Annotated in this window: 23 protein-coding genes, 1 tRNA gene and 1 riboswitch; of the genes, 15 read left to right on the top strand and 9 right to left on the bottom strand. The window is 41.4% G+C overall.

Annotated elements, in window-relative coordinates; translation table 11 throughout:
* Window positions 1-5: 5 nt before the first annotated feature.
* Genes D0T87_RS08260 through D0T87_RS08250 form a run of 3 tightly spaced genes read right to left on the bottom strand, consistent with a single transcriptional unit; the run spans window position 6 to window position 3298 of the window.
* Window positions 6-1043 (bottom strand): ABC transporter ATP-binding protein, encoded by a 1038-nt coding sequence (locus tag D0T87_RS08260; RefSeq protein WP_163174654.1) that lies wholly within the window; start codon window positions 1041-1043, stop codon window positions 6-8.
* Window positions 1044-1062: 19 nt separating this feature from the next.
* Entirely contained in the window at window positions 1063-2106 is a 1044-nt protein-coding gene (locus tag D0T87_RS08255) for an iron ABC transporter permease (RefSeq protein WP_163174653.1), read from the bottom strand.
* A gap of 7 nt (window positions 2107-2113) precedes the next feature.
* Window positions 2114-3298, bottom strand: a complete 1185-nt coding sequence (locus D0T87_RS08250) for an ABC transporter substrate-binding protein (RefSeq protein WP_163174652.1) — start codon at window positions 3296-3298, stop codon at window positions 2114-2116.
* Window positions 3299-3336: 38 nt separating this feature from the next.
* A riboswitch (cobalamin riboswitch) is annotated at window positions 3337-3536 on the bottom strand.
* Between the two features lie 167 nt (window positions 3537-3703).
* On the opposite strand from D0T87_RS08250, the gene D0T87_RS08245 reads away from it, so the two are divergent.
* From D0T87_RS08245 to D0T87_RS08200, 10 genes are all read left to right on the top strand, one after another.
* Window positions 3704-5086 (top strand): glycoside hydrolase family 28 protein, encoded by a 1383-nt coding sequence (locus D0T87_RS08245; protein ID WP_370526827.1) that lies wholly within the window; start codon window positions 3704-3706, stop codon window positions 5084-5086.
* A gap of 1 nt (window position 5087) precedes the next feature.
* Window positions 5088-6059, top strand: coding sequence for a polysaccharide deacetylase family protein (locus D0T87_RS08240; RefSeq protein WP_239063559.1), 972 nt, complete (start codon window positions 5088-5090; stop codon window positions 6057-6059).
* Window positions 6060-6081: 22 nt separating this feature from the next.
* Window positions 6082-7395: a glycoside hydrolase family 28 protein gene (locus tag D0T87_RS08235; RefSeq protein WP_163174692.1), complete on the top strand. Its 1314-nt coding sequence runs from the start codon at window positions 6082-6084 to the stop codon at window positions 7393-7395.
* A 387-nt stretch (window positions 7396-7782) separates the two neighbouring features.
* Complete coding sequence (gene nrdD, locus D0T87_RS08230; protein WP_163174650.1) at window positions 7783-9873, top strand: anaerobic ribonucleoside-triphosphate reductase; 2091 nt, start codon at window positions 7783-7785, stop codon at window positions 9871-9873.
* On the top strand, window positions 9851-10327 hold the full coding sequence (gene nrdG / locus D0T87_RS08225; protein WP_163174649.1) for an anaerobic ribonucleoside-triphosphate reductase activating protein: 477 nt from the start codon (window positions 9851-9853) through the stop codon (window positions 10325-10327). Before nrdD ends, nrdG begins: the two co-directional genes overlap by 23 nt.
* Before the next feature lie 231 nt (window positions 10328-10558).
* Window positions 10559-11593 (top strand): L,D-transpeptidase, encoded by a 1035-nt coding sequence (locus D0T87_RS08220; RefSeq protein WP_239063557.1) that lies wholly within the window; start codon window positions 10559-10561, stop codon window positions 11591-11593.
* 234 nt (window positions 11594-11827) lie between these two features.
* Window positions 11828-13144: an acetylxylan esterase gene (locus D0T87_RS08215; RefSeq protein WP_163174648.1), complete on the top strand. Its 1317-nt coding sequence runs from the start codon at window positions 11828-11830 to the stop codon at window positions 13142-13144.
* 21 nt (window positions 13145-13165) lie between these two features.
* Window positions 13166-13876 carry a precorrin-2 C(20)-methyltransferase gene (locus D0T87_RS08210; RefSeq protein ID WP_163174647.1) on the top strand — a complete coding sequence of 237 codons (711 nt, stop codon included), beginning with the start codon at window positions 13166-13168 and terminating at the stop codon, window positions 13874-13876.
* Between the two features lie 80 nt (window positions 13877-13956).
* Window positions 13957-15108: a GyrI-like domain-containing protein gene (locus D0T87_RS08205; RefSeq protein WP_163174690.1), complete on the top strand. Its 1152-nt coding sequence runs from the start codon at window positions 13957-13959 to the stop codon at window positions 15106-15108.
* A gap of 9 nt (window positions 15109-15117) precedes the next feature.
* Entirely contained in the window at window positions 15118-15945 is an 828-nt protein-coding gene (locus tag D0T87_RS08200; RefSeq protein WP_163174646.1) for an endonuclease VIII, read from the top strand.
* Between the two features lie 45 nt (window positions 15946-15990).
* Here the strand turns inward: D0T87_RS08200 and D0T87_RS08195 are convergent, their stop codons facing one another.
* Window positions 15991-16845 carry a neutral zinc metallopeptidase gene (locus D0T87_RS08195; protein ID WP_163174645.1) on the bottom strand — a complete coding sequence of 285 codons (855 nt, stop codon included), beginning with the start codon at window positions 16843-16845 and terminating at the stop codon, window positions 15991-15993.
* A 175-nt stretch (window positions 16846-17020) separates the two neighbouring features.
* A complete protein-coding gene (locus D0T87_RS08190; protein ID WP_163174644.1) occupies window positions 17021-17878 on the bottom strand; it encodes an SGNH/GDSL hydrolase family protein in 858 nt (285 codons plus the stop codon).
* Window positions 17879-18007: 129 nt separating this feature from the next.
* On the opposite strand from D0T87_RS08190, the gene D0T87_RS08185 reads away from it, so the two are divergent.
* The 3 genes from D0T87_RS08185 to D0T87_RS08175 are packed head-to-tail and all read left to right on the top strand — an operon-like array spanning window position 18008 to window position 20593.
* Entirely contained in the window at window positions 18008-19039 is a 1032-nt protein-coding gene (locus D0T87_RS08185; protein WP_163174643.1) for a uroporphyrinogen decarboxylase family protein, read from the top strand.
* Between the two features lie 5 nt (window positions 19040-19044).
* The gene (locus D0T87_RS08180; RefSeq protein ID WP_163174642.1) at window positions 19045-19368 is read left to right on the top strand and encodes an L-rhamnose mutarotase; all 324 of its coding nucleotides are present in this window, start codon (window positions 19045-19047) and stop codon (window positions 19366-19368) included.
* Between the two features lie 7 nt (window positions 19369-19375).
* Window positions 19376-20593, top strand: a complete 1218-nt coding sequence (locus tag D0T87_RS08175) for an MFS transporter (protein WP_163174641.1) — start codon at window positions 19376-19378, stop codon at window positions 20591-20593.
* 200 nt (window positions 20594-20793) lie between these two features.
* Here the strand turns inward: D0T87_RS08175 and D0T87_RS08170 are convergent, their stop codons facing one another.
* Together D0T87_RS08170 and D0T87_RS08165 are read right to left on the bottom strand one after the other, a co-directional pair.
* Entirely contained in the window at window positions 20794-21762 is a 969-nt protein-coding gene (locus D0T87_RS08170; RefSeq protein WP_163174640.1) for a YihY/virulence factor BrkB family protein, read from the bottom strand.
* A 149-nt stretch (window positions 21763-21911) separates the two neighbouring features.
* Entirely contained in the window at window positions 21912-22643 is a 732-nt protein-coding gene (locus tag D0T87_RS08165; protein WP_163174638.1) for a 1-acyl-sn-glycerol-3-phosphate acyltransferase, read from the bottom strand.
* Window positions 22644-22852: 209 nt separating this feature from the next.
* Between D0T87_RS08165 and D0T87_RS08160 the strand changes: the two genes are divergently transcribed.
* Window positions 22853-22925 (top strand) — tRNA-Lys (locus D0T87_RS08160).
* A 78-nt stretch (window positions 22926-23003) separates the two neighbouring features.
* Entirely contained in the window at window positions 23004-24692 is a 1689-nt protein-coding gene (gene ettA / locus D0T87_RS08155; RefSeq protein WP_163174636.1) for an energy-dependent translational throttle protein EttA, read from the top strand.
* Between the two features lie 132 nt (window positions 24693-24824).
* On the opposite strand, the gene D0T87_RS08150 is transcribed toward ettA, so the two are convergent.
* Both D0T87_RS08150 and gmd read right to left on the bottom strand, forming a co-directional pair.
* Entirely contained in the window at window positions 24825-25931 is a 1107-nt protein-coding gene (locus D0T87_RS08150) for a GDP-L-fucose synthase (RefSeq protein WP_163174634.1), read from the bottom strand.
* The gene (gmd, locus tag D0T87_RS08145; protein WP_163174632.1) at window positions 25924-26997 is read right to left on the bottom strand and encodes a GDP-mannose 4,6-dehydratase; all 1074 of its coding nucleotides are present in this window, start codon (window positions 26995-26997) and stop codon (window positions 25924-25926) included. Before gmd ends, D0T87_RS08150 begins: the two co-directional genes overlap by 8 nt.
* Window positions 26998-26999: the final 2 nt, after the last annotated feature.

Raw genomic sequence — 26999 nt, 5'->3', positions numbered from 1 at the left:
AACTATCAAATTGTCATTCTGCTATTTCTCTTTTCGCTGACTATCTGCAATAATTCTTCGATACTTGTCACTGTAACAGGTTCTTCGCCTGGCAGATGCAGAGTGTATTCTTTATCATCCGGACTATTCCCAGTTTCAATACAAACGTCTGCTTCGATTTGACGATTAGCCAGAATACCATTGCGTCCGAGCGCCTTGCGCACCATCGTGTAGCGACGTCCGTGACCGGAAAGTTTAATTTGATAGTCATACGCATTATCTACCCGGAACAGCCCCGTTTCCATATCGAAAGTGATGCCCTTGCGGGCGAAGAAAGTGCTCAGATCGCCGCTGAGCGAGAGGTCTTCGGGTGTTCCCACCGTCAGACCGTGGGTTTTATCCATAATCCAGAGCTTGTCGGCAATCTGCAAAGCCAGTTCGAGATCGTGGGTGGAGAGGAAGATTGTTTTATGCGTGTTGCGACTCAGCCTGTGAAGAAGTTGCATGATTTCTACCTTACTGGGGAAGTCGAGGAAAGCCGTTGGCTCATCAAGAAAGATGACAGGCGTTTCCTGAGCCAACGCTTTGGCAATCATTACCTTCTGGCGTTCACCGTCGCTCAGGGTATGAACCATGCGGTGGGTGAGGTCTTCTATCCGTATCTGCGCGATAGCCTGGTCGACAATTTCTTTATCTTCCCTGCTCAATCCGCCCCAGAAGCCGGTGTACGGACTTCGTCCCAAGCCGATAAGCTCTTCGACTGTCATGTTGCGAATGTCGAGCCGGTCGGTCAATACAACGCCGATAACGTGCGAAAGTTCGCGGTCAGTATAAGCATTGAGGTCTTTCCCCAGTATGCGGATTTCGCCCGACAGCTTGGGCTGAAAAGCCGACAACGTACGCAGCAAGGTCGATTTGCCTATTCCGTTTGCCCCCAGCAAACAAGTCAACTCGCCCTGATTAATAGATGCATTGATGTTCCCGGCTACCACTTTGGTGCTTTTACCACCTGGATAACCGATAGAGAGCGATTCGATTTCAATCGTTTTGTTTATAGTAGACATACCTTATTATAATATATATTTAAACCTCGGCTGCCGCGCCTTGCCGCCGCTTATGGAACAACACCCACGCCACTACCGGTGCTCCGACCAAAGCCGTAACAGAATTTATAGGCAGCGCACCTTCAAAACCGGGCATACGGGCAATCAGGTTGCAAACGAGAGCCAATGCCGCCCCGGTCAGCAGAGTGCCTGGCATAAGCACCCGGTGATCGGATGAGTTGAATATCCCCCTGCAAAGATGCGGAACAGCCAGTCCGATAAACATAATCGGTCCACAATAAGCCGTTACAATCGCAACCAACACCCCCGAACAGGTAATAACCAACAAGCGCGCTTGCTTTATGTTCAACCCCAGGTTGCGGGCATAATTATCGCCCAGCAACAATAAATTCAGCGTTTTTATCAACAAAAAAGAAAGGGGGAGAAGTACAGCCATAATGCAACTGAACACCATAACCTGATCGCCCGATACACGCGAGAAGCTCCCCAGCCCCCAGATTACATACGCCCGGATATCTTCTTCCACACTGAAATACTTTAGTACACCGATAATGGCGCTTGCCACATAACCTATCATCACCCCAATAATCAACAGCGTGACATTCCCTTTCACCTTCTGAGAAACATATACAATAAGCGCCATAACAGCCAGAGCGCCAACAATGGCAGAGATAGAAAGAGCGATCTCGCCCATATACCCCAATTTGCTCAGCGCCACGCCACCCAACTTACCCGATAGCAACACTACAAAAGCAACCCCCAGGCTGGCTCCCGAACTAATGCCCAGTACCGACGGACCCGCCAACGGATTGCGGAATACCGTTTGCATCTGCAAACCACTCACCGACAGTCCCGCCCCTGCCACCAGGGCAATAACAGCCTGCGGTACACGCGATTTCCAGATAATATTCTGCCATACAACCGACTCATCGCCCAGTCCCCACAAGATATTCCATACAGATTTCAAAGGAATATGCACCGAACCCAGCAGTAAATTCAGTAAAAAGAATACCAATATAAACACTACAATAAGCAACATGAGCGGAAGTGGTGAACGATTCATGGAGCTTTTACTTTAAAAGTTCGTAATAATGTGGCACATAATCCGGCAAAAGCCCCGGATGGAATACATGTATAAAGTCCGATAAGACCAACTCCGGTTCCACCGGCATCGTTTCATAGAACGGCTTCTGACGCATGTTGCAGTAAATAATCCCTTTATCACGAAACGCCTTAAAATCAGCATAACGGGAATCTTCAGACTTTAGCGCATCATACGTAAACTCGCCATTGTGGCTATTCACAATACGCCAGTAATCCGCATTGACTGCCTGACTGTACACCGTTTCAAAGTCCAGCGTCACTCCGCCCGACCGTTCGTCGTCTTTCATAAAGTAATCACCCCCTGCATCTTTAAATATCTGTGCCAGGAAACTCTTGCCGCCCACCGCATACCAGTTGCCTCCACGCATTTCGCCACTGAACACAACCGGGCGATTTTCTTGCCGGGCTGCCAACGTTTTCAGTTCATTATAATGCTCCTCAATCTGCGCAAACAAACTATTGGCCAGCTCCTCTTTTCCAATAAACATACCGATAAACTTAATCCACTCGGCTTGCCCCAGCGGACTCATCTCCTTATATCCTAAATGCGGAACCAATGGAATATCCACATCATGCAACACATCGTACCCCCCGCGTTTGAATGGTGAAATGAAAATAACATCCGGTTCAATGCTCATAATCACCTCACTGTCGAAGTTCCCCTCTATTCCAATTTTCGCAGTCTTTCCTTCTTTCAGCCTGCGGTTCATTTCTTTATCAAAAAGATGCCGCGTACTGGTTATGCCGACAACACGGTCGCGCGCATCCAGCTTTATAAAATTAGACAATTGCAGGGAAGTCATACAGATCGCACTCCGCACAGGCGTTTCAATAACCGTATAACCTTCCGGTATATCCTTTGAACCTGCCCGTGGCACCTCGCCACCCCTGGGAACCAGAGCATAATGAAAAGACTGTGCACTTTCTTGTTGCGGGTCCCGGATATCTATCAGCCGGGCCGTAGGAGTATAAGTCACCGTAAACCCTTCGGCATAAACCGGTTGAACTTCAGGAACACTACCATTTGACACACTAGTCGTTCCCTCTTTAGAAGATTGATTACTCCTTGGACGGCACCCCGTGCACACCATACAAGCCAATGCACAAGTAACGACCACCAATTGCTTTACTTTTAATTTACTGAATTTCATAAAGTGAATGAATTAATATTCTATACCCACGAGAATATAACTCTCTAAGCATGAACGGCAGGTCTTCTGACTGACTCACATCCTGAAAGCCTTCCCGGCTAATTCCACCAGTGGCCGAAGTATCTTTTTCAGAACGATAAGAGTTTCACAGCAGCGGGACTGTCCGGGACTTTCACCCGATTCCCTTTTAATTTGCTTATCCGTAAGGAGTTGCAAAACCAGTTCGCGGGCAAAGATAATGATAAATACAGAATTTGATTTGTTTATTATGATAATATTCATTTATCTTTAGTCCGCATTATGAACGTATTTCCAGTTAAACGTACATTTTTATGGGGAAAGTCAGCCGGTAAGAATGTACTTTTGCTAATCAGATAACCAAAGTCTTAAATTTAAAACCATATCGTGAAAATGAACTTATTTAAGTCCCTGTACGGGGCATTTGCCTGTTTACTTTTAGTCTCTTGTGCTTCCGCTCCTACGTATGAAACCGTAAAAGTAGAAGCGCCTTTCCCTATGGACCCGATCAAAGTCTTTGTTTATCCCCCAAAAGACTTTCCCATCACAGCATATGGCGCTATTGAAGGCGGAGAGCGAAACAATACCAAAGCCATAGCCGATGCCATTGAAGCGTGCAATAAGGCCGGTGGCGGTAGAGTGGTGGTTCCCGCCGGGACATGGCTTACTGGGCCCATCCATTTTAAGAGCAATATAAACCTTCATCTGGAAGAAAATGCAGTACTGCGTTTTACCGATAACCCCAATGACTATCTACCTGCCGTAATGACGTCATGGGAAGGAATGGAATGCTACAACTATTCACCGTTGCTCTACGCCTTTGAGTGCGAGAATGTTGCCATTACAGGTAAAGGCATGCTCAACCCGAAGATGGATCTTTGGAAAATCTGGTTCAAACGTCCTGCCCCTCACATGGAAGCATTGAAGCAACTTTATACGATGGCCTCTACAGACGTACCCGTAGAAGAACGACAGATGGCTGTCGGAGAAAACAATATGCGTCCGCACCTGATTCATTTCAACCGATGCAAAAACGTATACCTGGATGAGTTTAAAATCAGGGAAAGCCCTTTCTGGACCATTCATCTGTATATGTGCGATGGTGGCGTGGTTCGCAACCTGGACGTTAAAGCTCATGGTCACAACAACGATGGAGTAGACCTCGAAATGAGTCGCAACTTCCTCATCGAAGATTGCACGTTCGACCAGGGCGATGATGCTGTTGTAATCAAAGCCGGACGCAACCGCGATGCCTGGAGATTGGATACACCTTGCGAAAACATCGTTATCCGTAATTGTACCATCCTTGAAGGGCATACACTATTGGGCATCGGTAGTGAAATCTCAGGAGGTATCCGCAATATTTATATGACCAATTGTTACGCACCCAATTCCGTACACCGCCTGTTCTTTGTGAAGACCAATCACCGCCGCGGTGGATTTATTGAAAACATCCATATGGAAAACGTAGAGTGTGGCAGTACCCGCAGAGTGCTTGAAATTGATACCGATGTGCTCTACCAATGGAAAGACCTGGTTCCTACTTACGAAGAACGTATCACCCGTATTGAGGGTATCTATATGAATAACGTAACTTGTAAGACAGCCAAAGCGATTTACGAGTTGAAGGGCGACGCTAAGCTTCCGGTGAAAAACGTAGAAATAAAGAATGTACATGTTGATGAAGTTGCCGAGTTTATCGAAAGCGTCAGCAATGTAGAAAACGTAGTAGAAGAGAATGTTACTTACACCCAAAAAAACGAATTATAATATGAACACCTTGAAATCTATCGCTGTATTATTTTGTTGTTCTATCCTCTTTAGCAACTGTTCGTCTAATACAGACAATGTGAATGTTTATGTTGCCAAGTACAAAGAAGATAAATTATGCGCCATAAGCTATACTTATGACGATGGGATGAAAGAACATTATACCCTGGTGTTTCCCGAAATGGAAAAAAGAAAGATGAAAGGTACGTTCTGGGTTAACGGAATATCCATCAATATAGATAATGAAGCTGTAAGAGATACCGGACGGGCTTCCTGGCCGGAGCTGAAAGAGATGGCGATAAAAGGACACGAAATCTCTAATCATGGCTGGTCGCATGCCAACTTAACCAAAATCAGCCCGGATGAGGTAAAGGTCGAGATTGGCAAAAATGACAGTATCATTCTGGCAAATACCGGAATCCCATCACGTACGTTCTGCTATCCTTATAATGCAAGAAACGAAGAAGTTACTGCATTGGCCTCCGAAGGCAGAGTTGGTACCCGTACCCGGCAATTTGCAATGAGCTATAAACTATCACCGGAAGATTTCGACCGATGGGTAAATACGCTTTTAGAAACAAAAGACTGGGGCGTGGCCATGATACATGGCATAACCTATGGATATGATGCGTTTACTTCGCCGGATATTCTTTGGAATCATTTCGATCAGGTAAAAGCATTGGAAGATTCTATCTGGGTAGGCACATTCCATGATGTAGGTGCTTATCTCAAAGAATTCGAAGAGTTAGAGTGCGAAATTACCCGGAAAGGAAGTAAAATAACAATCACCCCTCATCTGGCATTGGACAAAGAATTGTTTAATGAACCCCTGACGATGGTTGTTGAAGAAGAAGGGCTTAAGAAAGTTAGTGCCATTCAAGGAGAGAAAGAACTGACTGTTCGTTCGCTTCCCGGCAAAGCGATGTTTGAATTTGACCCTTATGGAGGAATTATTGAAGTTAAAGTAAAATAGATTGTTTTTAGTTATGAAGAAAATGAGGTATATCCTGATGCTACTTATAGCATTAGTAAGTACAAGCGTAACAGCTAAAGAGGTTTGGCCGGATGGAACGCCAATTCCTGAATGGTTTAGAAACCATACCCCGACGGATATAAGTAAGTTGGGTACGTCTTATCGCATCACCGATTATGGCGTTGTGAACGATAGTACGGTTGTTCAGACCGGGAAGATACAAGCCGTGATTGATCAGGCCCATCAGGCAGGTGGCGGAGTGGTTATCATTCCTCAAGGCACTTACCTGAGTGGCTCACTCTTTTTTAAACCCAATACACATCTGCATCTGGAAGAGGGTGGAGTCTTGAAGGGAAGTGATGATATCAGCGACTTTGCTATCTTAATGACCCGTATGGAAGGGCAAACATTAAAGTATTTTGCAGCACTTGTGAATGCAGATAAAGTTGATGGATTTACCATATCAGGAAAAGGTACGATTAATGGAAACGGCTTACGTTATTGGAAATCATTCTGGCTCCGTCGTCAGTTTAATCCTAAATGTACAAACATGGACGAAATGCGTCCGCGCTTGTTATATGTATCTAACTGTAAGGACGTTCAGATTTCTGGTGTTCGTTTAATGAACTCTCCGTTCTGGACGACTCACTTTTATAAATGCGAGAATGTCAAACTGCTGAATCTGCATATTTTTGCACCTAAGGCTCCGGTGAAAGCTCCGAGTAGTGATGCTGTGGATATCGACGTTTGCACCAACTTCCTGATCAAAGACTGTTATATGTCTGTAAACGACGATGCTGTTGTATTAAAAGGAGGTAAAGGCCCGTTTGCAGATAAAGACGAAAACAACGGAGCCAACCGGAATATCATTGCGGAAGACTGTACCTTTGGTTTCTGTCATAGCGCATTTACCTGCGGAAGCGAGTCTATACATAACCACAATGTAATTATCAGACGTTGTACGGTTGATAAAGCGCAACGCTTGTTCTGGTTAAAAATGCGTCCCGATACTCCTCAACGTTATGAATATATGCTGGTGGAAGATATTAAAGGTAGCGCCAATAGCATTGTTTATATTAAACCCTGGACTCAGTTCTTTGATTTAAAAGGAGAAAAAGACATCAGGAAGTCTTATGCGAATAATATTACGATACGAAATCTGAATATGGAGTGTAATACTGTTTTTGATGTTGTATCTTCTGAGGATCAATATGAGTTAACGGATTTTGTATTTGAGAATTTAGAATTTGAAGCATCTAAAGATGCGGAGATTCCTCAATTTATGAAAAGCTCTACATTCAAGAACATAAAGATCAATGGTAAGAAAGTGCATTGATTTGACTCCTCTTTCCTGGGAAATATAATTTATTAAAGTACTATATAAAAGCCGAAATTCTTTAATGGGATTTCGGCTTTTGTTATTTTTAAATCTTGCTTTGCTTTTCTATTTTGGGTTTATTTTTGCGTACTCATAAAATAAAGTTTTCCATTTCTATTTTTAATTAATTGATTATCAGGTGGTATCTTGTTTTATTTAATAAATATGTTTTCTAATATGAAAACTGTGTATTGATTTGAATTGTTTTTTATATATATTTGCATCGCATGCGGTTCACGTAGTGTGGAGTATGTATTTTATAACAAGACAACAGGACTTTTTTCACTTTATCGGCTAGATACTTTAATAAACAAGGCAAATGTTAAACCCATATTATAATATATCATGGAGCTATTCATAATTAAAAGAGATGGAAAAAGAGAACCTTTTTCTATGGAGAAAATCAGGAGTGCTATTGCTAAAGCATTTTTATCGGTAGGCAGCTTTGCTACTCAGGATGTGATCACCAATATCTTAAGTCGGGTGAGTATAACGAACCAAACCACGGTTGAAGAAATTCAGAACCAGGTGGAGTTAGCGCTTATGGCAGAAAGGTATTATATGGTTGCCAAATCTTATATGCTTTACAGGCAAAAGCACCTGGAAGACCGTGAGGTGCGCGATAAATTGAAGTTCCTGATTGATTATTGTGATGCGCAAAATGCAGCTTCGGGTAGTAAATATGATTCGAATGCCAATGTAGAGAACAAAAATATGGCTACGTTGATCGGAGAATTGCCTAAATCGAACTTCATTCGTTTGAATCGTCGCATGCTGACCGACCGCTTGAAGGAAATGTACGGTAAAGAACTGGCAGACAAGTATATTGATTTATTGAACAACCATTATATATATAAGAATGATGAGACAAGTCTGGCCAACTATTGTGCCAGTATTACCATGTATCCCTGGTTGATTGGTGGTACAATGTCTATAGGTGGTAACTCCAAAGCTCCAACCAACCTGAAATCATTCTGCGGTGGATTTATCAATATGGTTTTCATGGTATCCAGTATGCTTAGCGGTGCATGTGCCACACCGGAATTCCTGATGTACATGAACTACTTTATCGGACTGGAATATGGCAAGGAGTATTATAAAGAAGCCGATAAGGTTGTTGACTTATCACTGAAGCAACGTACACTGGATAAAATCATTACCGATTGCTTTGAGCAGATTGTATATTCCATTAACCAACCTACCGGTGCAAGGAATTTCCAGGCGGTATTCTGGAATATATCTTATTACGATCGTTTTTATTTCGAAAGTCTTTTTGAGAACTTTATCTTCCCCGATGGAAGTGCTCCACATTGGGATTCATTGAACTGGCTTCAGAAACGGTTTATGAAATGGTTCAATAAAGAACGCACACGCACCGTATTGACTTTCCCGGTAGAAACTATGGCGCTGTTGACTGAAAATGGCGAGCCTAAAGATAAGGAATATGGTGAGTTTACTGCTGAGATGTATGCCGAGGGGCATTCTTTCTTTACTTATATCAGTGACAATGCTGATTCATTAAGTAGCTGTTGCCGTTTACGTAACGAAATTCAGGATAACGGATTTAGCTATACTTTGGGTGCGGGTGGAGTGTCTACCGGTTCAAAAAGTGTATTGACTATTAATCTGAATCGTTGTATCCAGTCGGCTTCGCGGAAGGGAATCCATTATATGTTCTTCCTCGAAGAAGTGGTTGATCTGGTGCATAAAGTCCAGATGGCATACAATGAAAATCTGAAATATATGCAGGAAAAAGGTATGCTGCCTTTGTTCGATGCCGGATATATTAATCTGGGACGCCAATATCTGACCATTGGTGTAAACGGATTGGTCGAAGCGGCCGAGTCTTTGGGCATAGAAATAACAGACAATCCACGTTATGAGGAATTTGTACAGCAAATCCTCGGACTGATTGAAGAGTATAATAAGAGATACCGCACGAAAGATCTGATGTTTAACTGTGAAATGATTCCGGCAGAGAACGTAGGAGTAAAACATGCGAAGTGGGATAGGAGAGACGGGTATAAAGTGAACCGCGATTGCTATAACAGCTATTTTTATATTGTTGAAGACAAATCATTGAATGTCATTGATAAATTCCGTCTGCATGGAAAGAAGTATATAGAGCATCTTACCGGTGGTTCGGCCTTGCACATGAATCTGGAAGAACATTTAAGCAAGGAACAATACTATCATCTGATTTGTGTGGCTGCCAATGAAGGCTGCAATTACTTTACATTCAATGTACCGAATGCCATATGTAACGATTGCGGGCATATTGATAAGCGGTATTTGCATGAATGCCCATCATGTAAAAGCAAGAATCTGGACTACCTGACTCGCATTATCGGATATATGAAACGGGTAAGTAATTTCTCGGAAAGCAGGCAGGGGGAGGCTGCACGGCGTCATTATGCTCCGGTTCGCCAGTTATGATATTGTTTTCCAGGAGGTGCCCGATGAAGTAACATTGGCGATCAACCTGTCCAATTGTCCCAATCGATGTAAGGGATGCCATAGTCCTTACCTGATGGAAGATATTGGAAATGTGCTGGATCGCCACGCGTTGGATATCTTACTGGGTAAATATGGAGGAGCCATCACCTGTGTTTGTTTCATGGGTGGTGATGCTTCTCCCAAAGAAGTAGAAGAGTTGGCCAGTTATGTGCATCATATAACCGGCAATAGAATTAAAACCGGATGGTATTCCGGGAAAGCGGTTTTACCGAAAGGGTGTTCTCTCGAGCATTTTGATTATATCAAACTGGGTCCGTATATTGAACAATTTGGCGGGCTTGATTCGCCTACTACTAATCAACGTTTCTACTGTGTAAGTAATGGAATGATGATGGATGTTACTGTGCGGTTTCAGAAGAAGAAAGCACTATAATTTATTAGCCATATTTATCCGTGTCAGAGCCTTCTGAAAGGGGGTACTTTTCTTTAAATTTTAGCATGTAAAAAACGAGTTTTTTGCATGCTAAAATTTAAAGTTTTACAGCAACGGTATTTGAATAAACATGGCTTTAATTAATGACTCACAATGATTGTTTATTTCTTGCGAGATTAAACATAAGTATTATCTCTTTTGTTTTTAAGTTAAAAGAAGAGAGATAATATTATGTCGATATTAAGTAAACAAAACATGGTTTTATTCATCGGGTTATTATCCTTAATAGCCTGTAAGCCTTCAGTATCTGAGGAAAACATCGAAACCAAAGCAGAGAACGATACCATTGAAAATATTTCAGTAGTCAAAGAACCCGAGATCAAAGAAATACTCCCGGAAGACATTGTCTTTGAAAAGGCCTTGCTATACGATCAATATACGCTGGAAGATAAATACCCGTATAAAGATACCGTGCGTGTATTCCAATGGGGTAAGATGCGCAAGGAATTGGCAAAAATAGAAAATGCCCAGCAAAAACCAACAGCCTGGGGAGTAGTCCGGAACCGGAAGAATGTAAACGGAGAATCGCCTCTTGTGAAAAAGTATAGTCGCAACGCCTATAAAAACATTTCCGACTCTTTGGGTACAGAAAGGTATCAGTCCGTACCACTTTATTTACTCACAGATACCATTACTCCTGAAATTTATGCTACAGACGGAACATTGTTTCGATTTATAGGATATAACAATGATAGCTCTTTGGTACATGTAGCACATGTTTACGGAGATGGAGAATGGTTTATTCCGAAGAAATACGTAAAACCCATTGAAATGCAGACTTTTAAGCGCATAGCCGTAGTTGATAGAACCAATCAGAATATAGCTACGTTAGAAAAAGATTCTACCAGCACTAAATGGCTGATACGCAGTCAGAATCCGGCAACCACCGGAGCACATAATCCTCCTTATCAAAAAGAAACCCCGCTGGGAATATTTGTCGTTCAGGAGAAAAAGCCCAAAATGCAATTCCTTGTCGATGGTACATCACGCATTGCCGGCTATACACCGTGGGCAAGCCGGTTTACCAATGGTGGCTATATTCACGGCGTTCCTGTAAACCTGCCCCGGACAGCCATTATTGAGTGGAGTGCCACATTGGGTAGTATTCCCCGTTCGCACATGTGTGTACGGAATGCATCTTCGCATGCCAAATTTGTTTATGACTGGGCACCGGTAGATAAATCACTGGTCATTGTTATTGAGTAATCAAGGTGGTTAACCTGACAAATTGAAAATACATTTGTTACCTGATAGGGCTAAAACTATAAAAGCAAACACAACATTGTCTTTATCAGATTTCAGGAAACAGTTGAAAGGGATTTCACTGGTCGATGGATATAAGATGTGGTTGTTTCTTCTTCTACAATTCTTTGATATCATAAGAAAAGCACTACTTTTGCTTCTCTGATATTCCAATAATTACTAAATAGAATACAACCAATGAAGACACCCTTTCTTTTCCTTATCCTGCTGTTAGGAATATTTGTATTGCCTGCCGATGCACAGAATTACCCACATCAAAGCAATTTACTTTGGGTAACCACTCCTAACCATACCGATTGGCTTTACAAAACAGGCGAGAAGGCTACGGTAACCGTTGCTATCTATGAATATGGAATTCTACAAGACAACCTGGAAATAACATACCGCATTGGTCAGGACAATCTGGAACCCGATACCGAAGGTACAGTTAAACTAAAAGGTGGCAAAGCTGAAATTGCAATCGGCACCATGAAAAAGCCCGGTTTTCGTGATTGCCGGATGAGTGTTAAGGTTAAAAACGAGACTTACAAACACCATATCAAAGTAGGATTCTCGCCAGAGAAAATAGAACCCTACACACAAATGCCTAAGGATTTCAATGCTTTCTGGAAAGAAGCACTTGAGGAACAGTCTAAATGCCCGATGAACCCGGAAGTAACCTATGCACCCGAATATTCCTCGGATAAAGTAGATTGCTATCTTGTTAAGCTTCAATGCTACCAACCCGGAAAATTTGTATATGGCTACTTAAGTAAACCAAAGAAACCCAGTAAATATCCGGTTGTTGTTTGTCCGCCGGGAGCAGGAGTGAAGCCGATGAACCCATTGAAAACGATGTTCTATGTAGAAGCCGATTGTATCCGTTTTGATATGGAAATTCATGGAATTAACCCATCATTGGACGCCGAAACATACAAAGATATTTCCCGTGCGTTTGGTGACCATCATCCTAATGGTTATTTGGCTAATGGAATCCAGGATCGTAACACCTATTATATGAAGAAGGTATATCTGGGTTGTGTACGGGCGGTAGATTATGTATCGACTCTACCCGAATGGGACGGTAAAAATATGATTGCACAAGGTGGGAGCCAGGGTGGTGCGCTTGCTATCATTCTTTCGGGATTGGATTCCCGCATAACAGCTTGTGTAGCTAATCATCCGGCTTTGTCTGATATGGCTGGCTATGCCGGTAAAGACGTTACAGGAGGTTATCCACACTTCGGACGCAAATATAAAGGTATCTCTTTAACTCCCGAAGTAATCAACACACTTGTATATTATGATGTTGTAAACTTTGCCCGTCGTGTTACTGCTCCTGTATTTATGACTTGGGGATTTAATGATGATGTTTGTCCGCCGACCACCAGTTATGCCGTATATAATGTGTTGACTTCTCCAAAAGAAGCATTGATAACCCCTGTTAACGAACATTGGGTGTCTACCAAAACACGCTATGTACAACTGGATTGGATCAAAGCGAATTTGAAATAAACCAATAACATTAAAAAAATAATGGAACAACATCCGGTTACTTTCGTTTCTCTCGGGCCAGGTGAAGCAGAGCTTATCACGTTAAAAGGCCTTCGCATACTTCAGCAATCGGATGTTATTCTTTGTCCGGCAACAGTTACAGGCAATGGTCATGTTTCTTCCCGTGCCGCCGATATATTACATCAACTGGAAATACCGGATGATAAGATCAGGTTGTTCCCGCTGCCCATGAGTAAAGACCGCTCATTGGCCATGCAGGTTTATGACCGTATGTTCGAATCAGCCGCTGCATTATATAAAGAAGCTTACCGGGTTGCAGTCGTTGCTGAGGGTGATGCCGGATTCTATTCTTCTATTCATTATGTATATGACAGGCTGCATACTATCCATATTCCGGTATGCAGTGTTCCGGGCATCCCTGCTTTTATTGCATGCGGAGCTATTGCCGGTCTGCATGTGGTACAACAAGAAGAACGCTTGGTGGTTATTCCGGGAAATACGAATGTGGAGGAACTTTCAGAACTACTTGACTCAAATATGACAGTCGTTATCATGAAACTATCCCAATGTACAGATGAGTTACACCGTTTTATACCGAGCCATCCTTCCTATTATTACCACTATTTTGAAAATGCAGGAACAGAAAAAGAATACTATTCTACCGATATCAGCGAATTGCAAAATAAAGCATTTCCTTATTTCTCTTTAATGATTATTCAAAAGCATATTTAAAAGTATAATTCTGCATAACATAACTAAAAAAGGCTATTTTGGACAACAATATCCCGAATAGCCTTTTTATTTTTGTATCTATGGAACAGGAAACGCTCAGGAAACAATACTGTCAGAGTTGTGGTATGCCTCTTCGTTTTGATGTAGAGGAATATCTGGGAACAAATGCCGATCATTCCCGGAGTGATGAGTATTGTTACTACTGTCTGAAAGATGGAGAGTACATTGTCGATATCCCCATGGAACAAATGGTTGATATATGGGTGAAGTACACCGATAAGTATAACGAATATTCCAGTACCAGCTATACTCCACAAGATTTGCGGATACTTCTCAATAAACGACTTCCCACCTTAAAACGCTGGAAACAAAAAGAAATCACCCGGAATGTCCATAACGAAGCTGTAGGTAAAATAAAGGCTTATATTGATCAGAACCTGAATACGGTAATTGATGTTAATGAATTATGCCGGATATCAAATCTATCCTTTTTCCATCTTCGCCGGGTATTTAAGGATATGATTGGAGAAAATATTGGCAGCTATATACAACGCCTTCGATTGGAGGGTATTGCCCATAAACTAATATTAACCAACCTGACAATAAATGGAATATTAGAGCAAACGGCATACCAAACCAATGCAAGTTTGGCTAAAGCTTTCAAAAAACACTTTGGACTTTCCATGACGGAATACAGGGAAAGATTCTATCAGGTAACAATAAAAGAATCTTCTCCACAAATAGCCATATCATTACAACCTCAGATTAAAAAGCTAGATACTCAGACTGTTATTAGTTATCCGGTCGAAAGAAGTTATAAGGATCGGAATAATTATCTCAAAATCTGGGAAAAGATTGTGCATTACAGAGAGAAGTATATTAAAAAAGAAGATTCCGGAAAATATGTGAGTATAAGCCGGGATAATCCACAGGTCACTGTTGAAGAGCAATGCCGGTTCTATCTGGGAGTTTTTATAACCGGAGAATATAAACCCAGAGGAAAATTCAGTATACAAGAGATACCCGGAGGATATTATGCCGTATTCAGGCACAAAGGAAGTTATGCCGCATTACCCGAACTTTACCGCTCGATATATGAAGACTGGTTACCTCAAAGCAACTATGCGCAAAGTAACAGTATAAGTTTTGAAGTATATCAAAATGAACCCAGGTATACGGATATGTCCGAATGGACAACAGATATATATATTCCGATTGAAAAACGTAAATAAAAGAATGTTATGTTAGAATTACCCGAAGTTGTTACCCTCACCAAACAGGCAAGCGAAACGCTGGTTGGAAAGAAAATAGCACATGTATTTAATGCAAGTAAGCCTCATAAGTTCACCTTTTATATAGGTGATCCATTAGAGTATGGAGGACATCTTGTAGGAAAGACCATAGAATCCGCCAAAGGATATGGCATGTTCGTTGACTTCTTTCTGACCGGCGGAACCATCCTGAGCATAGGCGATGGAGTCATTGCTAAGTACAACGAGCCCGGCAATAATATACCGGAAAACTATCAACTTATACTAGGCTTTGAAGATGAGTCGTTCCTTGTTTTTACGGTAGCTATGTATGGTTTTATCTCTGTTTATCCGGATGGAGTGATAGAGAACAAATACCATGAATTGAGTATGAATAGTATATCTCCATTGGATGATACATACACCATGGATAACTTCAATCAGTTATTTGCAGAAGCAAAGAAAACATTGAGTGCAAAAGCGATACTAGCCACCGAACAACGTATTCCCGGAGTTGGGAATGGGGTATTGCAGGATATACTTTTTAATGCCCGGATTCACCCTAAACGCAAAGCACTCACTTTGTCTGATGAAGAACGAGCCACTTTATTTCGTTCTTTAAAAGATACATTAAAAGATATGACCGAAAAGGGAGGACGTAACACCCAAAGTGACCTGTATGGGAATAGCGGAAGATATATAACGGTCTTATCTGCAAATACATGGAAGAAGCAACCTTGTCCGGCTTGTGGTGGTTCTATCATGAAAGAATCCTATATGGGAGGCAGTATTTACTTTTGTCCAAACTGTCAGAAATAGCCAGAGTGGTTATGCCATTAAAATAAACAAACCTTCCGGTTAATCTTATTCGAAAGTGTTTCCCTGTTGGATATCGCCGGTTCTGTACCCTTTATAGAACCAGTCATGTCTCTGTTGGGAAGTTCCATGGGTAAACGAGTCGGGTACGCTATACCCTTGGGAACTTTCCTGCAATTTGTCATCGCCGATGGCATTTGCTGCGTTCAGCGCTTCCTCTATATCTCCCTGGTCAAGGCTATTGAACATGCTTTCTGTATGGTTTGCCCATACACCGGCGTAAAAGTCAGCTTGAAGTTCCAGGGCGACGGATAGTTTATTGGCATTAACATCGTCTGTGCGTGCCATCATATTGTGTACCTGATCGAGGGTACCCAAGAGTTTCTGTACATGATGCCCAACCTCATGCGCTATCACATAGGCATAAGCAAAGTCTCCACCAGCCTGTAATTGTCCGGCCATTTGGTTAAAGAATGCAAGGTCGATGTATATTTTCTCGTCTTCCGAACAATAAAAAGGACCGGTAGCACTTTGGGCAGTTCCGCATGCCGATGTGGTATATCCGCTGAAAATAACCAAGGTTGGTTTACGGTAATCACGTCCCATTTGGTTGAATATATTGGTCCATACATCTTCCGTATCGGCCAGGACAACAGAGACGAAACGGGCAGTTGAATCTGATTCTGCCGTATGTGTATATTCTTGTGTATATCCTGAGGTATCTCCCTGGCTATCGCTTAGTTGTCCAATTAGTTGTAATGGATTACCACCCATTAACCAGTAAATGAGAATAATAACGAGAGTACCAATACCTCCGCCAACACTACATCCACGAGGAGACATGCCGCCTTGTCCACGACGATCTTCTACATTTGTGCTACCTCTTCTTCCTTGCCATTGCATATCCGGAATTTTATTTGTTTCTATTTGTTTTCCATAACAACAGCCGGAGGCAAGTAAAAGTTTACTTAGCGTGAAAATATCCTTTCGAACCTAATCGTTAAAACATGAAATGCAATTCGGTTTATTAACACACCAAGACAACTTTTATAGTAATGGATTTGTTTGTGACTACTGTTTAATATGTTACCGGTAATGTTAACAACTGATACATCAGAGTACGAGCCATTCGCTGTTGTCCTTCGGTACTTGGATGTAAACGGTCAAATCCGGCATCATTAAAATAAATCAGTTGTTCTTCAACCATAGGGTTCAATCCGGTAAGAGCATTGAAATCAATGACTGGAATTCCCCATAAATTCCCTGCTTCCTTAATAGCCTGGATATAAGCGTCAATATATTCTCCGCAATTATTCTGGTAACTTTCATCGGGTTGCACATTCTTTTCCCCGAATTCGGCAAATGAACGGTGCAAGGGTGTTAACAGTACGATTTGTTTATCAGGGAACAATTTCTTCAATTGGCTGATACCCATGTTGATACGTCCTTTATACGTCTCGGTAGACATGATTGGAGTTCGTTGTTTGCGCGTTACCAGTTTTTTTGTTTCACCACGAGCAGCCATTACCTGTTCTTCCTTTTCGGTAAACCATTCGCCAACAGGTATACTGGCATTAAAATCATTTGTTCCCATAAAGACGATAATGGCATCAACTTCTTCGGCATGCTCTTGTTTTAATAACTCGGCCTGTCGGGGAACATCGTTCCATTGCCGGCCGCTGATACCGTAAACATAAGACGTTGTATTTAACCATTCTTCTAAGAAAGACCAATACTTCCTTATCTTATCGCCGTAACTTTTCGGGTCGGTGATTGAATCTCCGATATAGCCTATACGCTTACCAAACCACGGGTGTTGAATAGAACTGTTATTAGGAATATTTGCGAATTCTGTTGCACCGGTATTGCTCTGTCCCCAAAGGAAAACAGGAAAGAAAATGAAGAATATAAATACGAATTGCTTTTTGTTTTTCATAACCATATCTTTTAAAAACTCCCACAAATATAAATAAAAGATTGACGACTAGCTCATAAACATAGTACAGATACAAAAAAACTCCGTCTGATTTATATATCTTATTCATATCTAAAACCTAATACAACAATGAATCACATTGAACGATTTTATGCTACAGCGGAGCGTCGCCCGGTTGACAGGCCAGCCTCCTGGCTTGGCATACCCGACCATTCGGCCATACCGGCTTTGTTATCACATTTTAATGTAAATGATATCAATAGCTTAAAAGCTTGTTTGGATGACGACATTTATCCTGTCGAGATTCCATATCATTCTCCCGATAGTAACGCCATATATGCAGCTTTCAACTTTGCAAAAGACAGTCATGTGAATGTAGATGAACGGACGTTAACCGCTCCGGGATTCTTTGAGGATTATTCAAACCCGGCAGATGTTGATAAGTTCCCCTGGCCCGACCCTGAGAAATACATTGACCCGGAGGAATGTCTAAGGGTGGTCAATGAAGTACCTGAAGGATATGCCATTATGGGAGTTTCATGGTCGGCCCACTTTCAGGACGCTTGCGCGGCTTTCGGTATGGAAACAGCCATGATCAAAATGATATTGGAACCTGAAATGTTTAAAGCTGTCATTGACAGAATTACAGACTTTTATCTGCGGGCAAACGAGATATTCTACAAAGCTACACAAGGAAAGATTCACGCCGTTTTAATCGGAAATGACTTTGGAAGCCAAAATAACCTGATGGTTTCACCCGAGATGTTGAGGGAGTTTGTATTCGACGGGACCAAAAAAATGATTGAACAGGCCAAAAAGTATAACCTGAAAGTCGTTCACCATTCGTGCGGTAGTATTTATGATATCATTCCCGATCTTATTGATCTGGGAGTAGATATCATTCACCCCATTCAGGCGCTTGCCGCAAATATGGAACCACAACGTTTGCATGACGACTTTGGAAGCAGGATTTCTTTCTGCGGAGGTGTTGATGCACAGCATTTATTAGTTAACGGTAAACCGGAAGATGTTTATGCCAAAGTAAAAGAACTGGAAGAGATATTTCCTACCGGACTTATCATCTCTCCAAGCCATGAAGCCATTCTACCCGATATTCCCCCCGCAAATATCGAAGCCTTGTTTAACGCACTAAAAAGATAAATGATATGAAAAGATATGGAAGTATAATCCGCCTTCGTCCCGAGAAACTGGAAGAATATAAAACGCTACATGCCAATGCCTGGCCGGGAGTTTTGCGAATGATTAAAGAATGTGGTCTTCAGAATTACAGTATCTATTATAAAGACGGATACCTATTCAGCTACTATGAATATATAGGTACGGATTATGAAGCCGATATGGCTAAAATGGCTGATGATCCTGAAACCCAACGATGGTGGGCGGTATGTAAACCTTGCCAGGAGCCGTTGGAAACCCGGCAGGAGGGCGAATGGTGGGCAGATATGGAAGAGTTCTTTCATTTAGACTAATCTGCGTATGAAATCCATATTAAAATCGTCTACAGGAAAAAGCTACCTGGTCGCGTTCCTGTTAGTTTCGTGTCTGTACTTGATGTGGGGCTGCGCCCATGGACTTCTGGATGTGCTTAACAAACATTTCCAAGGCGCGTTTGAAATGACTAAAGCCGAATCCGGTTTTGTACAATTCTCTACTTATATTGCTTATTTCATCATGGCACTGCCCGCCGGATTGATTATGGGCAAAGTAGGATATAAAAAAGGAATAGTAATAGGTTTATTGTTATTTGCTATCGGTGCATTTGCATTCATTCCGTCGGCTTTCCTGCATTCTCCCATTCCATTCCTGATTGCCTTGTTTGTATTAGCCTGCGGATTATGTATTATTGAAACTGGTGCGCATCCATACATAACCGCAATGGGAGAGGAGGACTCGGCTGCACAAAGAATCAATATCGCAGCCGGCTTTAATGGTGTAGGCTGGATTATTGGTCCCATCATTGGCGGTGCATTAATCTTCGGTTCAAGCCCTGAAGACGAATTGGCTCTGGCAAAACCCTATATTCTCGTCGGAATTGTTGTTTTGATCGTTACTGTTATATTTGCATGGACAAAACTCCCTCAAATCGAAGTAAACCAATTTGTTGTCGAAGAAAAAGATCATGTAAAAGCAACAACCTCAATCTGGAAATCTACAGGTTTTGTTTTAGCTGTACTTGCACAGTTCTCATATTGTGGAGCACAGACCGGCATTTTTAGTTTCTTTATAAACTATGTAACAGAATTGGACCCAACACTATCCAACCTTCATGCTTCTCAGCTATTAGGTTTTGGTGGAATGTTCCTTTTCCTGGTTGGGCGTCTTAGCTCCAGCTTTATTATGCGTTGGCTCAAACCGGAAATGGTACTTATCATCTTTGGTTTATTGGCGGCTATTTGCATGACATTTGTTGTTATGTCCGTTGGTAAACTCTCCTTGTACTCCTTATACGCATCCTTCTTTTTCATGTCGACCATGTTTCCAACTATATTTGCGTTAGGAGTTAGAGGGTTTAGCGATTCGCAAGTCAAAAAAGCATCTTCTTATTTAGTTATGGGAGTTGCAGGAGGAGCTGTATTTCCTATTTTAATGGGAGCGATAGGTACAACTTATATGGCATTAGGATTTATCCTGCCGCTATTCTGTTTTGTCTTTATTTCCTATTTTGGATATCATCAGATGAGAAAAGCAGTTTGATACTTTAATTATTGTGTTATGTCCTAATCCTCGACGGATATCTCCAGGACGTAATTATATTATCTCTTATTGCTCTGTACAACCAGATGTACATGTGGTTGCTAACCAGACGTACATCTAGTCTGTAACCAGATGTACATCTAGTTGTATAGGAAGTTAAGTGATTTTTGCTATTTCATTAAGAGATAATCTACCGGAACTTATTCTTGTTCGTTAATCTCTATCTTATTCACCGATTCTGCAGGCTTATCCCCATGAATCTCAATAATTCGGGTTGTTACGGCAAACTCATCCGGGAAAATCTTACTTCCCATCTCATTTGCCCAAGCTTCGGTGAACTCTGCACCTATATAAATAATTATAGCCGAATAATAAATCCAGGTAATCAGAATAACCATAAAAGCTGCCGCCCCGTAGACAGTTCCAACACTTGCCATTCCAATATAAAGAGAGATTCCCCATTGCCCGATTAGAAACAAAATGGTAGTTACGAGAGCTCCTACCAGTACATCTTTACTCTTTATTTTGGCATCGGGCAATATTTTATACATCAATACAAAAATAAAAGATGTAACCCCAATATTCAAAATCAAACCAACCAGCTTAACAAATGACTCCGCTATATCAGGATAATTAGACATAAACCGATCACTCAGGTTACCAATAACATTTGTTATCGTAAATGTGATAAGCAGGATAAAGGCGAATATAAGAATGATAGAGAAGGAGAGTAGTCTGTTCTTAATATATTTGAGCCAGCTTTTCTTGGGTATGGCTTTTATTCCCCAAATTGAATTTAACGATCCTTGTATTTCGGCAAAGATGGCAGTTGCACCGAATATGGTAACTCCTAAACTTACAATTGCCGTTAATGTAGACGAATCTGTTTTTTTAGCATTCAATATTATTGTTTTAAGTTGTTCAACGGATTCAGCACCGAGGATTGGCTGCAACTGAACAAATAATTGATTAGTCAGGTCGGTATGAAAGAATGTTCCAATAGTAACTATAAGAGAAAGGAAAGGTATAATTGAAAATAATGTGGCATATGCCAATGATGCGCTGAGTTGCAGTACATTATCATCCATAAACCCTTGTACGGTATCTTTCATGATTTTCATCATGATAGAAGGAGTCAGTTTTCTTTTGGCACCTGATTGATCTTTCATTTATTTTTTTAGATAAAACAGAAGGAAATATTCTTTTGTTCAAATCAGGAGATGTTGATGAAAGAAATATGCTCATTTCGATGGCAGAAAACCGCACAAATACTCAATATATATTTAATTAAGAAGAAGAATACAGTGGTTCAGGCTCATCAATTGATAGCCTGAATAACAGTCTGTTCTGTTTTCTCAAAAAGCTCAGGGAAAGGCATGGCATTTACCGGAATAGGATCATGAATTATTAGTTCGATTTTGTTGCCTATGCCTAAAGGGAAAGAACCCCATCGGGTCATTTTCCACGAATTGTTGACTGTAACAGGAACCATATAAGCAGATGGCGCATATTTACAAAGAATCTTTAATCCACTCTCTGCGAATGATCGTGGCTTACCTGTTTTGCTTCTTGTTCCTTCGGGAAATATGATTGCTGCTCTCTGGTTATTTTCAATATATTCGGCCATTATCCTTATGGCGGACAGAGATTGTTTCGGATTTTTCCTATCAATAAGTACCGAGCCGCCATGTCTTAAATTATATGAGATGCTTGGAATTCCTTTACCCAGTTCTATTTTACTGATAAATTTAGGATGTACTTTTCGCATAAACCAGCCCATACTTGTAATATCATACAGGCTTTGATGGTTAGAGGCAATAATCAAAGGAACTCCTGAGGGAAGTTTATCTATATTCCTGATTTTATATCTTGTTCCTAAAACGTAGGTGTTCACGACCAGAAAGAAAGTCAATACATCTACACTCTTTTTATGAGCCTGGTAGCCAAATAAATTAAAACTCAGCCATTGAATCACGTGAAAAATAACCAAAGTACTTCCAAACAACAGATAGTAGATGATGGAAAGCGGGTATGCTACAAGTTTTTGCATAAGTGCCAGATGTTTTTATGATCGCAAATATATAACTAATATATGATTCTTCACAATTTCTTTTAATAAAGCATCTGATTATTGTTTTTATCTATCACCTATAGTGCTTGCTATCAATTTAAAAACAAATATAGAAAAAAGAATAGAATATTTTTGCATTTTTAATAAATAGTTATACCTTTGCACCCGCTTAACAGCAATAAAGGATTGATTCAGTAGCTCAGCAGGTAGAGCACAACACTTTTAATGTTGGGGTCCTGGGTTCGAGCCCCAGCTGGATCACTTAAAGCTCTGATGGTCAGTAGATTGTTAGAGCTTTTTATCTTTTAAAACTACTCTAAATTAACAAATCGTTTAATTATGGCGGATGATAAGAAAATAATCTTTTCTATGGTTGGGGTGAGCAAAGCCTTTCAACCTAACAAGTATGTATTAAAGGACATTTACCTATCTTTCTTCTATGGTGCAAAGATTGGTATCATTGGTCTTAACGGTTCGGGTAAATCTACGTTGATGAAAATCATTGCCGGATTAGAGAAATCTTATCAGGGCGAAGTTGTATTTTCACCAGGATATTCGGTGGGATATCTGGAACAGGAACCCAAACTGGATGATGAAAAAACAGTAAAAGAGGTAGTAATGGAAGGTGTACAGTCTATTGTTGACACCTTGAAGGAATATGAAGAAATCAACCTGAAGTTTGGCGAACCGGAATATTATGAAGATCCGGACAAGATGGATAAACTCTTTACCCGTCAGGCCGAACTACAAGATATTATAGATGCAACAGATGCATGGAATCTGGACACCAAACTGGAGCGTGCTATGGATGCCCTTCGTTGTCCACCGGAAGATCAGTTGGTAAAACATCTGTCGGGTGGTGAACGTCGTCGCGTGGCGTTATGCCGTTTGTTATTGCAGAAGCCGGATGTACTGTTGCTTGATGAGCCTACCAACCACCTTGATGCAGAATCTATTGATTGGTTGGAACAACACTTGCAACAATATGAAGGTACTGTTATTGCCGTAACGCACGACCGTTACTTTCTTGACCACGTAGCCGGATGGATTCTTGAACTAGACCGTGGTGAAGGTATTCCATGGAAAGGAAACTATTCTTCATGGTTGGAGCAAAAAACCAAACGCATGGAGATGGAAGAAAAGACCGTCAGCAAGCGTCGCAAAACACTGGAAAGAGAGTTGGAATGGGTACGTATGGCTCCTAAAGCCCGACATGCTAAAGGTAAAGCCCGTTTGAATTCATATGATAAATTGCTTAATGAAGATGTTAAGGCAAAAGAAGAAAAGTTGGAAATCTTTATTCCTAACGGACCACGTTTGGGTAACAAGGTTATTGAAGCCATTCATGTAGCCAAAGGATATGGTGATAAACTGCTGTTTGATGATTTGAACTTCATGCTTCCACCGAATGGTATTGTTGGTATTATCGGTCCTAATGGTGCCGGTAAAACAACGCTTTTCCGTCTGATTATGGGATTGGAAACCGTAGATAAAGGAACATTTGAAGTAGGAGAAACCGTGAAGATCTCCTATGTCGACCAACAGCATAAAGATATTGATCCGGAAAAAAGTGTATATGAAGTCATTTCAGGAGGTAATGAATTGATTCGCATGGGTGGACGGGATATTAATGCCCGCGCATATCTTTCACGTTTCAATTTCTCGGGTGGTGACCAGGAAAAACTTTGTGGAGTGCTTTCCGGTGGTGAACGCAACCGCCTGCACCTCGCTATTGCATTGAAACAAGAAGGCAACGTACTGCTTCTCGATGAGCCGACCAATGATATTGACGTAAATACATTACGTGCTTTGGAAGAAGGTTTGGAAGATTTCGCAGGATGTGCCGTTGTCATCTCCCACGACCGTTGGTTCCTGGATCGTATCTGTACGCATATCCTTGCTTTTGAAGGTGATTCGAATGTATTCTACTTTGAAGGTTCGTACTCGGAATACGAAGAAAATAAGTTGAAACGCTTAGGAAATGAAGAACCTAAACGTGTACGATACAGAAAACTAACAAACGATTAAACAGCGGGCGAGGCGCTGCACCTAGGCTTTTTTTGTAAACGTTATATAAAAAAGGATCTGCACTAAAACCGTTCTACGGTTATGTTGCAGATCCTTTACTTTTATATTCATTGGGTAGGCTAGTAACCTAACTTACTCACAATACCAGTCATACATACGACGCACCCCTTCATCTATTTCTATCTGATGATGCCATCCTAGGGAATGTAGCTTAGACGGGTCAGTTAGTTTACGCATAGTTCCATCTGGCTTATCACTGTTGAATGTTATATTTCCTTTATAGTTTACAGTTTGAGCAATCAATACAGAAAGATCTTTAATCGTGATTTCCTTACCAGTGCCAATGTTGATATGGCAGTTACGTATTTCTTTGTTCGTTCCTTCCGCATGGAAACCTGGGTGCAGCGCCTCGCTGCCGCTGCTTAATTGTTCAAAGTTAATCTTCTCCATAATATACACACAAGCATCTGCCATTTCTTCGCTCCAAAGGAACTCACGCAGTGGTTTGCCTGTTCCCCATAGTTCAACACCCTGACTTGTTACTCCATATTTAGAAAGGGTATCCAATATCTCTTTTTGCGAAGAACTGCCATTAACACCTTCTACCGGGCGTTTATCCAAATCAATCTGTATTGCTTTCCAGTTGTCTTCTTGCAGGCATTTCGCTAAATGGATTTTACGAATCATAGCCGGAAGTACATGACTGCGTTCCAGATCAAAATTATCGTTTGGGCCATACAAGTTGGTAGGCATTACAGCAATGTAGTTCGTGCCATATTGCAGATTAAAACTCTCACACATTTTTAATCCTGCAATCTTGGCTATTGCATACGGTTCGTTCGTATATTCCAGTGGGCCAGTAAGCAGTTCAGTCTCGCTGATAGGCTGCCTTGCATCTCGTGGGTATATACAAGTACTCCCCAGGAATAGGAGTTTCTTCACATTATGACGGAAACTCTCGCCGATAATGTTTTGTTGGATTTGCAGGTTGTTATAAATAAAATCGGCGCGATAAGTGTTGTTTGCCATAATACCACCCACATGAGCGGCGGCAAAGAAAACATATTCCGGTTGTTCCTCATCGAAGAACCCGCGAACAGCTACAGGGTCCATTAAATCTAGTTCACTACGGATTTTACCGATTAACTGTGTGTAACCTTTCTTTTGCAGGTTTTTCCAAATAGCAGAGCCCACCAATCCGCGATGTCCTGCTATATAAATTTTAGCGTTTTTATTCATGTTTATAAGCTATCATTCGTTTTACTTTGGCCAGATCATGTCGAACCATAATCTGAACTAATTCTTTAAAACTTGTTTTTCTAGGGTTCCATCCCAATAATGTTTTGGCCTTTGTGGGATCGCCTAGTAATTGTTCAACCTCTGCCGGACGGAAATACTTCGGATCTACTTCAACAAGTACTTTACCGGTTTCTACGTCAAGACCTTTTTCGTTAATACCTTCACCTTCCCAGCGTAGGTTAATACCTGCTTCAAAGAAGGCCAAGGTACAGAATTCGCGTACAGAGTGATATTCACCTGTGGCAATTACAAAATCCTCCGGTGTATCATGTTGCAGCATCAGCCACATGCATTCTACATAATCTTTGGCATATCCCCAGTCGCGCATGGCATCCAGATTACCCAAGTAAAGCTTGTCTTGTTCGCCTAAACGGATACGGGCAGCAGCTAAAGTGATTTTACGGGTTACAAATGTTTCGCCACGGCGTTCACTTTCATGATTAAAGAGAATCCCATTCACCGCGTACATGCCATAGCTCTCGCGATAGTTCTTGGTTATCCAGAAACCGTATTGTTTAGCTACCCCATAAGGAGAGCGGGGGTAGAAGGGAGTAGTCTCTTTCTGAGGAACTTCTTGTACCTTACCATAAAGTTCTGAGGTAGATGCCTGATATATGCGTACCTTCTTCTCCAACCCGAGTATACGGACTGCCTCTAAAATTCGGAGCGTTCCCACTGCATCGGTTTCGGCTGTATATTCCGGCACCTCAAAACTAACTTTAACGTGGCTTTGTGCTGCAAGATTATATATTTCATCCGGTTGCACCTGTTGGATGATACGTACCAGCGAACTACTGTCCGTCAGGTCGCCATAATGTAGATTGATGGTACGCTTTTGCTTCATATCACGTACCCACTCGTCAAAATACAGGTGTTCAATGCGTCCTGTGTTGAATGAAGATGACCGACGTAGGATGCCATGAACTTCATAGCCTTTCTGTAATAAGAATTCGGCTAGAAATGAGCCGTCTTGTCCAGTTATACCTGTTATAAGGGCTGTTTTCATAT

It is taken from the genome of Bacteroides sp. 51 (genome assembly GCF_010500965.1).
Classification (GTDB): domain Bacteria; phylum Bacteroidota; class Bacteroidia; order Bacteroidales; family Bacteroidaceae; genus Bacteroides.
Note: the sequence above shows the minus strand (reverse complement) of the source record. Positions and strands in the feature narration are given on the sequence as shown.